13 protein-coding genes are annotated in these 15,665 nt (G+C 42.5%); all 13 read left to right on the forward strand.

Annotated elements, in window-relative coordinates; translation table 11 throughout:
* The first annotated feature begins 347 nt into the window (after positions 1–347).
* The 13 genes from PBF_RS07600 to truB all read left to right on the forward strand — a co-directional run bounded on the left by PBF_RS07600 (position 348) and on the right by truB (position 15,638).
* The gene (locus PBF_RS07600; RefSeq protein ID WP_035329018.1) at positions 348–1,127 is read left to right on the forward strand and encodes an isoprenyl transferase; all 780 of its coding nucleotides are present in this window, start codon (positions 348–350) and stop codon (positions 1,125–1,127) included.
* A gap of 16 nt (positions 1,128–1,143) precedes the next feature.
* On the forward strand, positions 1,144–1,938 hold the full coding sequence (locus PBF_RS07605; protein WP_035329020.1) for a phosphatidate cytidylyltransferase: 795 nt from the start codon (positions 1,144–1,146) through the stop codon (positions 1,936–1,938).
* Positions 1,939–2,110: 172 nt separating this feature from the next.
* Positions 2,111–3,253, forward strand: coding sequence for a 1-deoxy-D-xylulose-5-phosphate reductoisomerase (gene dxr / locus PBF_RS07610; protein WP_035329022.1), 1,143 nt, complete (start codon positions 2,111–2,113; stop codon positions 3,251–3,253).
* Positions 3,254–3,353: 100 nt separating this feature from the next.
* Positions 3,354–4,616 (forward strand): RIP metalloprotease RseP, encoded by a 1,263-nt coding sequence (gene rseP / locus PBF_RS07615; RefSeq protein ID WP_035329031.1) that lies wholly within the window; start codon positions 3,354–3,356, stop codon positions 4,614–4,616.
* A gap of 208 nt (positions 4,617–4,824) precedes the next feature.
* Positions 4,825–9,135, forward strand: a complete 4,311-nt coding sequence (locus tag PBF_RS07620; protein ID WP_035329033.1) for a PolC-type DNA polymerase III — start codon at positions 4,825–4,827, stop codon at positions 9,133–9,135.
* Positions 9,136–9,404: 269 nt separating this feature from the next.
* Positions 9,405–9,872, forward strand: coding sequence for a ribosome maturation factor RimP (gene rimP, locus PBF_RS07625; RefSeq protein WP_035329036.1), 468 nt, complete (start codon positions 9,405–9,407; stop codon positions 9,870–9,872).
* 94 nt (positions 9,873–9,966) lie between these two features.
* On the forward strand, positions 9,967–11,124 hold the full coding sequence (nusA, locus tag PBF_RS07630; RefSeq protein ID WP_035329038.1) for a transcription termination factor NusA: 1,158 nt from the start codon (positions 9,967–9,969) through the stop codon (positions 11,122–11,124).
* 17 nt (positions 11,125–11,141) lie between these two features.
* Positions 11,142–11,426, forward strand: a complete 285-nt coding sequence (gene rnpM, locus PBF_RS07635) for an RNase P modulator RnpM (RefSeq protein WP_009330705.1) — start codon at positions 11,142–11,144, stop codon at positions 11,424–11,426.
* Positions 11,423–11,725 carry a YlxQ family RNA-binding protein gene (locus tag PBF_RS07640; RefSeq protein ID WP_009330704.1) on the forward strand — a complete coding sequence of 101 codons (303 nt, stop codon included), beginning with the start codon at positions 11,423–11,425 and terminating at the stop codon, positions 11,723–11,725. Before rnpM ends, PBF_RS07640 begins: the two co-directional genes overlap by 4 nt.
* A gap of 19 nt (positions 11,726–11,744) precedes the next feature.
* Positions 11,745–13,976: a translation initiation factor IF-2 gene (gene infB, locus PBF_RS07645; protein WP_035329040.1), complete on the forward strand. Its 2,232-nt coding sequence runs from the start codon at positions 11,745–11,747 to the stop codon at positions 13,974–13,976.
* A complete protein-coding gene (locus PBF_RS07650; protein ID WP_035329042.1) occupies positions 13,976–14,257 on the forward strand; it encodes a DUF503 domain-containing protein in 282 nt (93 codons plus the stop codon). Before infB ends, PBF_RS07650 begins: the two co-directional genes overlap by 1 nt.
* 16 nt (positions 14,258–14,273) lie before the next feature.
* A complete protein-coding gene (rbfA, locus tag PBF_RS07655) occupies positions 14,274–14,654 on the forward strand; it encodes a 30S ribosome-binding factor RbfA (RefSeq protein WP_035329043.1) in 381 nt (126 codons plus the stop codon).
* 66 nt (positions 14,655–14,720) lie between these two features.
* Positions 14,721–15,638, forward strand: coding sequence for a tRNA pseudouridine(55) synthase TruB (gene truB / locus PBF_RS07660; RefSeq protein WP_035329045.1), 918 nt, complete (start codon positions 14,721–14,723; stop codon positions 15,636–15,638).
* Positions 15,639–15,665 lie beyond the last annotated feature (27 nt).

A 15,665-nucleotide genomic window follows, 5' to 3' on the forward strand; every position in this document is an offset into this window, starting at 1 on the left:
TCTATAGTTAGAACCCTCTATCAATAGGGGGTTCTTTTACTCTTTGGGAGCTTACATAATCTGCTCAGGCGTTAGGGCGCCGACTTAGCTGAAATATGCGAAGAAGGCAGTTTCCTATCTGAATTAACTTTCTGGTAACATACTCTTTTATAGAGATATATTTAATTATTTTTGGTATGATATTATCATGCGGAAAGAGGCAATATCATAATTTTACCATTAGAATAATCTCTAAAAGATACTATGACTGAATATCAACTATCAATCAGCGATGAAAAAGCCCACTGATTGAAGTTTCACACTTTGTCTTTTATCGGAGGATTAACCTATTTTAAAGGAGCAGACTTATGTTTGATAAAATGAAGTTATGGAAGTCCCAAAACAGTTCTTCCGAACTCCGAGAGAGAGTTGAAAAAATAAAAGGATTGCATATTCCTGAGCATGTTGCCATCATTATGGATGGGAATGGCAGATGGGCTAAAAAACGAGCGCTTCCAAGAATTGCCGGCCATCATGAGGGAATGAAGGTAGTCCGAAAAATCACCAGGTTTGCAAGCGATATTGGAGTGAAGACGCTAACTTTATATGCTTTCTCAACTGAGAATTGGAAACGGCCAAAAATGGAAGTGGATTTTCTGATGAAACTGCCTGAGGAATTTCTGGGAACTTTTCTGCCTGAGCTGGTAGAAGAAAATGTACAAGTAAGAATGATAGGTTATTTTGACCATCTGCCTGCCCACACCCGCAAAGCAGTTTCTAAAGCAATGGAAGAGACAAAAAATAACACGGGACTGGTGCTTAACTTTGCACTGAATTATGGGAGCAGAGCCGAAATACTCGAAGCCGTCAGGCATGTCTTAAATGAATGCAAAAGTGGTATACTGGATGAAAATGAATTGAATGAAGAAAAGTTCTCATCCTACCTTATGACAGGAGGGATGAAGGATCCTGATCTGCTGATACGCACAAGTGGTGAAATCAGATTAAGCAATTTTATGCTCTGGCAGCTTGCATACACAGAATTCTGGTTTACTGATGTCTTATGGCCGGATTTCAATGAAGAGCAAATGCTTGAAGCGATCGAAGTATTCCAAAGCCGCCAAAGGCGTTTTGGTGGAGTACAATAAAGGTGTTGAAAATTGAATGAAACAGCGTATTATCACAGCCATTATATTTGGAGCAATCCTCCTGCCGATTATTATCTATGGAGGCATGCCAATCATCATTCTGGCATATTTACTGGCATCAATTGCACTATATGAACTCTTGAAAATGAGGAATTTAAGTTTATTTTCGATTCCAGGCATTATCTCTTTACTATTACTGTGGATTTTCCTTTTGCCCAAAGAATTTCAATCAATCCTGGATGATTTGAATTACACAAAAATTGAGGTAGCTCTTTTTGGAGTGCTTCTTTTCTTAACGTATACTGTCGCGACAAAAAATAAATTTACTTTTGATGATGTGGCTTTTTCCATAATGTCTACTTTATATGTTGGCATTGGATTTTACTATTTTATGGAGACCCGCTTCGCTGATCAAGGCCTGACATATCTCTTTTTTGCATTATTTCTTATTTGGGCAACAGATTCAGGTGCCTACTTTATAGGAAAATCGCTGGGAAAGAAGAAGCTTTGGCCGGAAATCAGCCCGAATAAGACTGTTGAAGGTTCGCTTGGCGGTGTAGTCTGTGCGCTTCTAGTTGCGGTATTATTTATTATCTTTACAGATATTGATGAGTCCCTGCTGGGGCTATTAATAATTACAGCCATCCTGTCCGTGTTTGGACAGATAGGGGATTTAGTGGAATCAGCATTAAAGCGTCATTATAATGTAAAAGACTCAGGAAATATTTTACCTGGCCATGGCGGAATTCTGGACCGGTTTGACAGCTTGTTATTCGTCCTGCCATTGCTTCATTTTTTCCACCTGCTCTAAACCTGTTGGTTAAAGAGCAGTATACTGGATAATTGTCCAGCTCCAGCGCCTGCCACCTCAAGATCATAAGATGTTCCTCCAGAAATGGAAAAAACGCCTTTCAGGAAGGCTCGTCTTATGCTTGTTCGGGGGGTGGGCAAGGCGCTTCCGCTTTTCTTATTAGGAGGAGACTATGAAACATATCAGTTTGATGGGGGCTACAGGGTCTATTGGCACACAGACCCTTGATATTATTAAGGAGCACCCCGAGGAATTTAAGCTTGCCGCCATGTCTGCAGGCAGGAATATAGACCTTGCCAGGAAGATTATCTCTGACTTTCAGCCGGAACTTGTCTCACTATCAGAAAAAAGTTCCGCAGATATTCTTAAAGCGGAGTTTCCCGGCATAACATTTACATATGGACATGAAGGTTTGATAGAGGTTGCCGTTTACGAAAAATCAGAAATACTGGTTAATGCTGTATTAGGCAGTGTAGGCCTTAACCCCACCCTGCAGGCGATTGAGGAAAAGAAAACAATCGCCATCGCGAATAAGGAAACCCTTGTGACAGCCGGCCATCTGGTCATGGAAGCAGCAAAGCGAAATGGTGTAACGCTCCTTCCTGTAGACAGTGAACACTCTGCTATTTTTCAATCTTTGCAGGGGGAAAGAGAAAAAAATATTGAAAGACTCATTTTAACAGCTTCGGGAGGCAGCTTCAGAGATCGCTCCCGCAAAGAACTGGAAAATGTGACTGTTGAAGAGGCGCTTAATCATCCGAACTGGTCAATGGGAGCAAAAATAACCATCGATTCTGCCACAATGATGAATAAGGGACTTGAAGTTATTGAAGCGCATTGGCTTTTCTCTATGGATTACAGTAAAATAGATGTTCTTCTTCATAAAGAAAGCATTATCCATTCCATGGTGGAATATCATGACAGCAGTGTAATCGCACAGCTTGGCACCCCGGATATGAGAGTACCTATACAGTATGCTTTAACTTATCCTGACAGGCTCCCGCTGCGAACAGCAAAGCGGCTGAATCTTGCTGAAATCGGCAAGCTTCATTTTGAAGAAATGGACTTTAATCGTTTTCGCTGTCTGAAATTTGCCTATGAAGCCGGAAAAGCCGGCGGATCAATGCCAGCCGTATTGAATGCTGCGAATGAAGCTGCTGTTGCTGCATTCCTGGATGGAAAGATTACCTTCCTGCAAATAGAAGATTTCATCGAAAGAGCGCTGGGCAGCCATGACATTATCTCAAATCCAAGTCTGAATGAAATTCAGGAGACAGATTTGGAAACGAGAAAATATGTTAGCTCGCTTCTATAAGCTTGTGTTCAAGTGCTGAAGAGTGCGTAACAACTGATTTCTTAATGTAATGCACTTGCCAGCGGCATTTGAACAACCTCTAAAAAAAGGTGGTTAAAACTTGAGTACAGTAATAGCCTTTATTGTTATTTTCGGGGCACTGGTATTTTTTCATGAACTCGGACATTTATTATTTGCAAAAAGGGCAGGAATACTCTGCCGGGAATTTGCAATTGGATTCGGGCCAAAGGTGTTTTCCTTTAAAAAAGATGAAACAGTATATACGATTCGACTTCTGCCCATCGGCGGGTTTGTCCGCATGGCCGGTGAAGATCCAGAAATGGTGGAAATCAAACCCGGCTATCGAATTGGCTTAATCCTTGATAAAAACGAGGAAGTAAGCCAAATTATATTAAACAACAAGGATAAATATCCTGATGCAAGAATCATTGAAGTTGAAGATGCTGATATTGAGCATAGCCTTGTAATAAAAGGATATGTTGAGGGAGAAGAGGATGAGTCAATCCAAATTTTCAAAGTCAGCCGTTCAGCCGTACTGGTAGAGGATGGGACTGAAACGCTCATTGCTCCATATGACCGTCAATTTGCTTCAAAGACCTTGGGCCAGAGAACAATGGCGATTTTTGCTGGCCCAATGATGAATTTTGTTCTGGCTTTTATCGTTTTTGTTCTAATAGCCTTAATGCAGGGCATTCCGACAAATGAACCTGCCCTTGGCAAGCTGACGCCTGATGGTGCCGCATATGAAGCTGGACTTAAGGAAGGCGATATGGTTCAAAGTGTGGATGGTGCCGAAATTTCAAGCTGGTCAGATGTAGTTGAAATCATTAGAAAGAATCCAAGTGAAGAATTGGAATTTTTAGTGGAAAGAAACGGCCAGGAACATACAATATCGGTAACACCAAAGGTTCAGGACGTAGAAGGCGAAAAAATAGGAATCATAGGTGTGTATAGCCCGATGGAAAAATCTCCATTAAAGGCCATTACCTACGGAGCCAAGGAAACCTATTTCTGGACGAAAGAAATTTTTGTCATGCTTGGCAAGCTTGTTACTGGACAGTTTTCAATTGATGCATTATCTGGCCCGGTAGGAATCTATGTTTCAACAGATACTGTAGCCAAATCAGGCATATATTACTTAATGAAATGGGCAGGAATCCTAAGTATAAATCTAGGGATTATGAACCTTCTTCCAATTCCGGCTCTTGATGGCGGAAGATTAATGTTCTTTGCGGTTGAGGCTGTAAGAGGGAAGCCGATTGACCGCCATAAAGAGGGAATGGTCCATTTTATTGGCTTTGCCCTTTTAATGCTACTAATGCTAGTGGTCACTTGGAACGATATTCAGAGATTTTTCCTGTAAAATGTTAATGCAGCTGCAGTATTCCTGCATAAAAAATATGTGTAAATATCATTTGATTTAGACGAAAAAACGGGTTCCAAAATGGAATCCGTTTTTTCAATCACTATCTGATACGATATGTTATAATTAAGTCCGTCTGTTTTTTTAAATACATCAAAAAAATTCAACTTAAAATAGAAACCAAGATTATTGGATGGGAGAGAGAAAGATGAGCGAACCTTCTAGATTTCAGCTCTTGCTCCAGCAGATGCAGCTAACTGAGGATGCCTTTGTGCAGCACTTTCATGATGCCCAAATCGAAAGGGTCATAGTCGAAAGACAGTCTCGGAAATGGCATTTTTGTTTTGCTTTTCCAAAGATTTTGCCTTGCAGTGTATATAGCCGTTTCACAGATCAGCTGGAAAAAACATTTTCCCATATCGCAGAAATTTCATACAGCATCTCTGTGAGAAATCAGGATTTTACTGAAAAGCTTGTACTTGAATACTGGCATAACTGCATTAAAGAAATGGATGGCATGGCGCCGCCGCTTTTAAAGCTTCTGAATGAACAGGTTCCTTCTGTACAGGGCAACAAACTTATCATAAAAGTCCGTAATGAATTGGAAGGATTGTCTATCAAAAAGAAGTATGCCGGCACTATTTCAGATGTTTTTCAAGTCTTTGGTTTTCCGGCCTTAACAGTTGATACTGAAGTATCCTCAGAGGGTTCCAATGAAGAATATGAAAAATTCATGGAAGCTAAACGCAAAGAAGACCAGGAGCGTGGTCTACAGGCAGCAATCGAGATGCAGAAGAAAGAAGCGGAAGCTGAATCTGCAGATCACACAGCACCCAAGGGGCCGCTTACAATCGGTCTTACCATTAAAGATGATGCGGATTACCGCAAATTGATTGATATAGTAGATGAAGAGCGCCGAGTAGCAGTTGAAGGCTACGTGTTTGCTGCTGAGACAAGAGAGCTCCGCAGCGGCCGGACACTCTTAACTTTTAAAATTACGGATTATACCAGTTCCATTCTAGTAAAAATGTTTTCCCGGGATAAAGAGGATGCTGCTTTATACCAGCATATTCAAAAAGGGATGTGGCTAAAGGTCCGCGGAAGCATTCAAAACGATACATTTGTCCGTGACCTGGTAATGATCGGGAACGATATTAATGAAATCAAACCTATACAAAGGCAGGATACATCGCCTGCAGAAGAAAAAAGGGTTGAACTTCATCTTCATACACCTATGAGCCAAATGGATGCAGTTTCTTCTGTCAGCGCACTGGTTTCTCAGGCGAAGAAATGGGGACATAAAGCAGTAGCCATTACAGACCATGCTGTTGCTCAGTCATTCCCTGAAGCCTATGGTGCCGGGAAAAAGAATGATATTAAGATTCTGTATGGAATTGAAGCAAACCTTGTGGACGATGGTGTGCCGATTGCTTATAATGATGCGCATCGCAAGCTTAGTGAAGATACCTATGTTGTATTTGATGTTGAGACAACCGGCTTATCAGCTGTATATGATACGATTATAGAGCTTGCCGCAGTTAAGATTCATGATGGTGAAATCATTGATCGGTTTGAATCCTTTGCAAACCCTCATCACCCTTTATCCGCAACAACTATTAATCTTACTGGAATAACAGATGATCTGGTGGAGAATGCACCGGAAGTAGAAGATGTTCTGAAGAAGTTTCATGAATGGACAGGAGATGCTGTTTTAGTAGCACATAATGCTTCATTCGACATGGGCTTCCTGAATGTCGGCTATAAAAAAATCGGTATTGGCAAGGCTCCTAATCCTGTAATAGATACTCTTGAACTCGCACGTTTTTTATATCCTGACATGAAAAATCACCGTCTGAATACCCTTGCCAAAAAATTCGATGTTGAACTCACCCAGCATCACCGTGCTATTTATGATGCGGAAGCAACAGGCTATCTGCTTCTTAAGATGCTTAAAGGTGCAGAGGAAAAAGGGATCGAATTTCATGATCAATTCAATGATAATATGGGACAGGGAAACGCTTATCAGCGTGCAAGACCGGCCCATTGCACCCTGCTTGCACAAACGGAAACAGGTCTGAAAAACCTTTTTAAACTCGTATCCATCTCGCATATGGAATACTTTTACAGAGTGCCGCGCATTCCGAGGTCAGTCCTTCAAAAGCATCGTGAAGGAATACTGGTTGGTTCCGGATGTGATAAAGGGGAAGTTTTTGAAGGCATGATGCAGAAATCTCCGGACGAAGTGGAAGATACAGCGCAATTCTATGATTATCTTGAAGTGCATCCAAAAGCCGTTTATGCACACCTTTTAGAGCTTGAACTTGTAAGGGATGAAAAAGCCCTGGAAGAAATCATCAGCAATATTGTAAAACTGGGGGACAAGCTTGGTCTGCCGGTAGTCGCGACAGGTAATGTCCATTATCTGAATCCAAATGATAAAATCTACCGGAAAATCCTTGTTAATTCACAGGGAGGAGCCAATCCGCTGAATCGCCATCAGCTTCCGGATGTCCATTTCAGGACTACCAATGAAATGCTTGACGCTTTTTCATTTCTCGGCAAAGACAAAGCGAAGGAAATTGTGGTAGAGAATACCAACAAAATTGCAGATATGATTGAAGAAATAAAGCCGATTAAAGATGATTTGTATACGCCAAAAATTGAAGGCGCAGATGAAGAGATGCGCAGCATGAGTTACGGAATGGCAAGAAGAATCTATGGTGATCCGCTTCCTGAGATTGTTGAGGCGCGTCTTGAAAAAGAACTTAAGAGTATTATCGGGCATGGTTTCGCGGTTATCTATCTGATCTCTCATAAGCTTGTAAAAAAATCACTTGATGATGGCTATCTGGTTGGTTCCCGTGGATCTGTCGGATCCTCCTTTGTTGCGACGATGACCGAAATAACGGAGGTAAATCCGCTGCCGCCGCATTACGTTTGCCCGGAATGCAAAACATCAGAGTTTTTCAATGACGGGTCAGTGGGCTCCGGCTTCGACCTGCCTGATAAAGACTGCCCGGGCTGCGGAGCTAAATATAAAAAGGATGGACATGATATTCCGTTCGAAACGTTCCTTGGTTTCAAGGGAGATAAGGTTCCCGATATTGACTTGAACTTCTCAGGGGAATACCAGCCTAGAGCCCATAACTATACAAAGGTGCTATTCGGGGAGGATTATGTATACCGTGCTGGAACAATCGGTACTGTTGCCGACAAAACAGCTTATGGTTACGTCAAAGCATATCAGAACGATAATAATCTGCAAATAAGGGGTGCGGAAATTGACAGGCTGGCTTCCGGCTGTACAGGGGTAAAGCGGACGACCGGACAGCATCCGGGCGGTATCATTGTTGTGCCGGATTACATGGATATATACGACTTTTCGCCTATTCAGTTCCCTGCAGACGACCGGACATCTGAATGGAAAACAACCCATTTTGACTTCCATTCCATTCACGATAATCTATTAAAACTTGATATACTGGGTCACGATGATCCGACCGTTATCAGGATGCTTCAGGACCTGAGCGGAATTGATCCAAAAACCATTCCCACAGATGACCCGGAAGTAATGAAAATTTTCAGCGGGCCGGAATCCCTTGGTGTGACCGAAGAGCAAATCATGTGTAAAACCGGAACACTCGGCATACCCGAATTTGGTACGCGATTTGTACGCCAGATGCTCGAAGATACAAAGCCCACCACTTTCTCGGAGCTTGTGCAGATTTCAGGTCTTTCTCATGGTACAGATGTTTGGCTCGGAAATGCCCAGGAATTAATCCATAACAATATTTGTAACCTAAGTGAAGTAATCGGCTGCCGTGATGATATAATGGTCTATTTAATCTATCAGGGCCTTGAGCCTGCATTTGCTTTCAAAATTATGGAATCGGTCCGTAAGGGTAAAGGCCTGAGCGATGAGATGGAAGCAGAAATGAGAAAGAATGAAGTGCCTGAATGGTATATTGATTCCTGCAAAAAGATTAAATACATGTTCCCTAAAGCCCATGCAGCTGCTTACGTATTAATGGCTGTCCGGATTGCGTACTTTAAAGTGCACCATCCGCTTCTTTACTATGCAGCATATTTTACTGTCCGCGCAGAGGACTTTGACGTGGATGCAATGGTTAAAGGATCCCAGGCGATCCGTGCGCGCATCGAAGAAATCAATGCAAAGGGACTTGATGCTTCAACGAAAGAAAAGAACCTGCTAACTGTCATGGAATTGGCTCTGGAAATGAACGAAAGGGGCTTTAACTTCCAAAAGGTGGACTTATACCGCTCAAGCGCAAGTGAGTTTATCATTGATGGAGATTCTTTGATCCCGCCGTTTAATTCCATTCCGGGTTTGGGTACAAACGCAGCATTCAATATTGTTAAAGCAAGGGAAGATGGGGAATTCCTGTCGAAGGAAGACCTGCAGCAGCGCGGAAAAGTGTCCAAGACGATAATCGAGTATCTCGATAACCACGGCTGCCTGGAATCCCTTCCGGAACAAAATCAGCTGTCTCTGTTCTAAAAATAAGACCAGCAAATGTTCCAAACCCTTCTGCTGACAGCTATTCCATTTGCATAAAAAAATTGGTTATGGTATAGTTTTATTGGAAATACTAAGAATAACTCTCGCAAAAGGAAGAGTGGGGCAACCCACTCTTTCGTGTTGTGTACGGTTTTTTCTTACTATCGGATCTATGTTAAAACTATATGTAGTTAAAGTTTAGCAGAGACAATTTCTAATTTATTGATTAAAAACAGCGCTTAAGAATTCAGGAAAAAGGAGGGATATGAATGAGCAAAGTGACTGAAACGGTGGAACAACTGGTCACCCCTATTGTGGATGAACTTAATTTAGAATTAGTCGACATTGAATATGTAAAAGAAGGGAAAGACTGGTTCCTTCGCGTATTTATTGATAAAGAAACTGGTGTTGATATCGAGGAATGCGGAATGGTCAGTGAAAGGCTAAGCGAAAAGCTTGATGCTGAAGATCCGATTCCATACAACTATTTCTTGGAAGTTTCATCGCCGGGAGCTGAACGCCCTCTTAAGAAAGACAGTGATTTTATTAAAGCAGTCGGCAAGAATGTTTTCATTAAAACATACGAGCCAATTGACGGTGAAAAAACGTTCGAAGGTGTGTTAACCCAATTTGACGGCGAGACCGTTACAGTAGAAGTGAAAATCAAAACAAGGAAGAAAAATATTGAAATTCCTTATGAGAAGGTAGCGAATGCCCGTTTAGCCGTTGTATTTTAATACGGCTGATTGCGGGCTTGCTTATTAAGAAAAGCAAATTGCTGCTTTGGAGTTGATTATTTTTATTAGAGAAATAAAGGGGGATATAAATCTCATGAGCAGTGAACTTTTGGATGCTCTGACATTGCTTGAGAAAGAAAAAGGCATTTCTCGCGATGTGATTATCGAAGCCATAGAAGCTGCATTGGTGTCAGCCTACCGCAGAAACTTTAACCAGGCACAGAATGTGCGCATTGATTTAAACCTAGGGAACGGAACGATGAGAGTTTTTGCCCGTAAAGAGGTAGTGGATGAAGTATTTGATCCGCGTCTTGAGATCTCTGTTGAGGACGCTCAAAAAATCAACCCGAACTACCAGGTGGAAGATGTCGTTGAAATGGAAGTAACACCTAAGGATTTTGGGCGCATCGCTGCCCAGACGGCAAAACAGGTTGTTACACAGCGTGTCCGTGAAGCGGAAAGAGGCATCATTTATTCTGAATTTATCGACCGTGAAGAAGATATCATGACGGGAATTGTTCAGCGTACAGATCCTAAGTTCATCTATGTGAGCCTTGGAAAGATTGAAGCGATCCTTCCGGCGAACGAACAAATGCCTAATGAGCGTTATCAGCCCCATGACCGCATTAAAGTCTTTATTACAAAAGTAGAAAAGACAACAAAAGGACCGCAGATCTTCGTAAGCAGAACCCATCCTGGCCTGCTGAAGAGATTATTTGAAATCGAAGTTCCTGAAATCTATGATGGAACTGTTGAAATCAAATCCGTTGCGCGTGAGGCAGGGGACCGTTCCAAGATCTCTGTTCATTCAGACAATGAAGAAGTTGATCCGGTAGGTTCATGTGTAGGGCCTAAGGGCACCCGTGTACAGGCGGTAGTCAATGAGCTAAAGGGCGAAAAAATTGATATTGTAAAATGGTCTTCAGATCCGGTAGTATTCGTGGCAAATGCACTAAGTCCTTCAAAGGTGCTGGACGTAATCGTAAATGAAGATGACAAAGCAACAACTGTTGTAGTTCCTGATTATCAGCTTTCACTGGCAATCGGAAAGCGCGGACAAAATGCAAGACTTGCAGCAAAGCTTACAGGCTGGAAAATAGACATCAAATCGGAAACAGATGCCCGGGAAGCCGGAATTTATCCGAGGGATGAAAAACTGTTGAACTTTGATAATGATGATTATGAAAACGAAGACTACGAAAATGATGCAGACTTCGAATTTCAGGATGAGCTTTTAGAGGAAAAAGAATAGGGAAGAGGTGAATGATCGTGAACAATCGTAAAAAAGTTCCTTTGCGAAAATGTGTCGCTACCGGTGAAATGAGGCCGAAAAAAGAACTCGTTCGCATCGTTCGCTCCAAAGAAGGGGAAGTATCTGTTGACCCGACCGGAAAAAAATCAGGGCGCGGGGCTTATCTTTCCAAAGAAAAGGAAGCAGTTTTGTTAGCGAAGAAGAAGAATATCTTAGCCAATCATTTAGAAGTTTCCATAGATGATGCTATCTATGAAGAACTCTTGGAGTTAATAGAGAAGGAGAAACGGCAATCCAAATGAACTCAAATCAATGGATGTCATTGCTTGGCTTAGCCAATCGGGCACGGAAAATTACTTCGGGAGAAGAGCTTGCTGTTAAAGAGATCAGAAACGGCAAAGCAAAGCTTGTTTTGCTGTCTGCAGATGCATCCGCAAATACGGCAAAAAAAGTTACAGATAAATGTAAATCATTCGGGGTTCCTTATAAGCTGATTCAAAACCGGGAAATGCTCGGCAAGGCTATAGGGAAGGAAGCCCGCGTTGTAGTGGCAGTGTTAGATGCCGGATTTGCAAAAAAGCTGTTAACGTTGCTCGATTAATACTAGCGGGGGTGAAAGTATGAGTAAAATGCGCGTTTATGAATATGCGAAAAAACATAACATTTCAAGCAAGGATGTTATTACAAAATTAAAAGACATGAATATAGAGGTTTCAAATCATATGACAACGATTGAGCCGGCGGCAGTCCAGAAGCTTGACGGTATTTTTATCAAGAATGACAGCCAGGCTCAAAAGCAGAGCAAACCTCAAAACCAGCAGAAGCCGCAGGGAAATCAAAAACCGGCTTCAAATAATAGTGCCGGCAATTCTACAGCTGCACAAAGCAAGCCTCAGAATAAATCCGGTGAAAACAGAAGCCAGGGACAGGGCAGCCAGTCCGGCAAAAACTTCTCCGGTAATAACAGAGGCAATAACAACAACAGAAACAATAATAACAATAGAAACAATAACAATAACCGAAACAACAATAAGAATAAGAACAACAAAGGCAAACAGCAGCAGACGCATGTGGCCCCAGCTCCTAAAAAAGTGAAGGAGCTTCCTTCAAAAATTACTTTCAGCGAATCACTGACAGTAGCGGAACTGGGAAAGAAGCTTCACCGCGAGCCTTCTGAAATCATTAAAAAGCTATTTATGCTTGGTGTTATGGCAACCATTAACCAGGAACTTGACAAAGATGCCATTGAGCTGATTGCAGGTGAATACGGTGTTGAAGTAGAAGAAGAGATACTGGTTGATACAACAGACCTTGAAGTATACTTCGCTGAAGATGAAAATGCCGAACTGGTGGAACGTCCATCTGTTGTAACTATCATGGGACACGTTGACCATGGTAAAACAACATTGCTTGACTCCATCCGCAACACGAAAGTAACTGCGGGAGAAGCAGGCGGAATCACTCAGCATATCGGAGCTTATCAGGTTGAAGAAAACGGCAAAAAGATTACTTTCCTTGATACTCCTGGACACGCTGCGTTCACAACTATGCGTGCCCGCGGTGCGAAAATTACTGATATAACAATTCTCGTTGTAGCAGCTGATGACGGTGTTATGCCGCAAACAGTTGAAGCAATTAACCATGCGAAAGCAGCGGAAGTGCCAATCATTGTGGCTGTTAACAAAATGGATAAGGAAGCAGCAAACCCTGACCGTGTTATGCAGGAATTGACTGAACATGGCCTGGTTCCAGAAGCATGGGGCGGAGACACAATCTTTGTTCCAATCTCAGCTATTAAAGGCGAGGGAATTGATGAACTGCTTGAAATGATTCTTCTTGTTGGTGAGGTTGAAGAATACAAAGCAAATCCTGACCGCAATGCCGTTGGTACTGTTATCGAAGCACAGCTTGATAAAGGACGCGGTTCAGTTGCGACGCTGCTTGTACAAAACGGTACATTGAAGGTAGGAGACCCTATCGTTGTCGGTAACTCATTTGGACGTGTCCGTGCAATGGTAAATGACCTTGGCCGCCGTGTGAAAACTGCGGGACCTTCAACACCTGTTGAAATTACAGGTCTTAACGATGTTCCTCAAGCCGGTGACCGATTCGCTGTTCTTGATGATGAAAAAACAGCCCGCCAGGTTGGTGAAGCCCGTGCCCAGCAGGCATTGCAGGCTCAAAGAAATGAAAAAACACGCGTAAGTCTGGATAACCTGTTTGAACATATGAAACAAGGGGAAATGAAAGACTTAAACATCGTTGTGAAAGCCGACGTTCAAGGTTCAGCGGAAGCATTGACTGCTGCTCTTCATAAAATTGATGTAGAAGGTGTTAATGTACGTATCCTTCACACAGGTGTAGGTGCCATTAACGAGTCTGACATCACTTTAGCTGCTGCTTTCAATGCTATTGTGATTGGATTCAATGTACGTCCTGACAATAACGCGAAACGTGCAGCAGATGCAGAAAATGTTGATATCCGCCTGCACCGCATCATCTACAAAGTAATCGAGGAAATCGAATTGGCGATGCAGGGCATGCTTGATCCTGAGTTCCAGGAGAAAATTATCGGCCAGGCTGAAGTGCGCCAGACATTCAAAGTTTCCAAAATCGGTACAATTGCAGGTTCTTATGTCACAGACGGAAAAATCACCCGTGACAGCGGCGTTCGTTTAATCCGTGATGGAGTTGTAATTTTTGAAGGCGAAGTTGACGCTCTTAAGCGATTCAAAGATGACGCTAAAGAAGTTGCCCAAGGCTATGAGTGCGGTATTACCATCAAAAACTTCAATGACGTTAAAGAAGGAGACGTTATCGAAGCATATATTATGGAAGAAGTGGAACGTTAATGATAATTGGGCTTGCTGCCTGTGAATGTATCATTTATGACACACATTCTTTGAAAGAAAAACGGGCAGTTTTGCAGCGTATTCTAACCCGGCTGAAACAAAGATACAATGTCTCTGTATCTGAGGTGGACTTTCAGGACCTATGGCAGAGGACTAAAATTGCCATTGTGGCTGTATCGTCCACTCAGGTTTCAACTGAGCACGAGCTGCAAAATGCACTGAAAATGATTGATTCGTTCCCGGAAATTGAACGGACAATTACAGATTTTGAGTGGCTTTAAGAAGAGGTGATATAGAATGAGCCTTAGAGCAAATCGAGTTGGAGAACAAATGAAAAAAGAGCTGGGCGAAATCATCAGCCGAAAAATCAAGGACCCGCGGGTTGGTTTTGTAACAGTCACTGATGTTCAAGTAACCGGGGATCTCCAGCAGGCAACCGTGTTTATCTCCGTTCTGGGTGATGAGGAACAGAGGGAAAATACGCTTCGCGGGCTGGCTAAAGCAAAAGGCTTTATCCGGTCTGAAATCGGCCAGCGAATCCGGCTGCGGAAAACACCGGAAATTCTATTCGAATTCGATGAATCAATCGACTACGGAAACCGTATTGAATCATTGCTCCATCAAATTCAGGACGAAGGCCGTTCCAAAGATGAGGAACGCTCCAAAGAAGAAGAATAATGGAATGGATAGACACTTTGTCTATCCATTTTTTTCTAAACACAAATAGACAAGGTGGTACATAATATGGAAGGGATTTTGCCGCTTTTTAAACCTAAGGGAATGACATCCCATGACTGTGTTTTCAGGCTGCGGAAGATTTTAAGAATGAAAAAAATCGGTCATACCGGAACACTGGACCCTGACGTGACAGGAGTACTTCCAATCTGCCTTGGAAGGGCAACAAAGGTGGCTGAATACATAACAGATGCAGGGAAATCTTATGAGGGAGAAGTCACATTGGGTTTTTCTACGACAACAGAAGATGCATCAGGTGAAGTCGTGGAGAGGAAAGATGTTGCAGCACCTATTTCCAGAATTCAGGTGCTGCAAGTACTTCAAAGCCTGACCGGGGAAATTACACAGACTCCCCCCATGTATTCAGCAGTAAAGGTAAATGGGAAGCGCCTCTATGAATATGCAAGACAGGGAATAGAAGTGGAACGGCCGTCCAGGAAAGTCACTATCTACTCAATCGAACTTCTCGATGACAGAGAGGTGTTTGAGGGAGAGAATATTACCTTCCGTTTCCGTGTAGCCTGCAGCAAAGGTACATACATCCGAACGCTTGCAGTCATGATTGGCTGTGAACTGGGATACCCCGCCCATATGTCTGATCTGGTAAGAATCCAGTCGGCCTCACTGACACTTGATGATTGCCTGACATTTGAAGAAATAGAAGACAGGGCCGAAAAGGGGACAATTGCCGAGGTTCTTCGACCTATGGAAGCCGCGCTTTCTCATTTGCCGAAATTTCAAATAAGTGATAAAGTAGCAGAGAAAGTAAAAAATGGGGCTGTATTAACTATCCCTGATCATATGCTCGACACTAAAGGCCCAATTGCAGTAGAGAAAAAAGAAGGTCTTGTGCTGGCAATTTATGAGCATCACCCCCGCAAACCAGGGTTAATGAAGCCAGTAAAGGTGTTAAGGAATGATCAATAAGCACTCGTTAAAAAGCTGTGCATTTAT

Origin of the sequence: Cytobacillus firmus DS1 (genome assembly GCF_000565285.1) — a bacterium.
Classification (GTDB): domain Bacteria; phylum Bacillota; class Bacilli; order Bacillales; family Cytobacillaceae; genus Cytobacillus; species Cytobacillus firmus_A.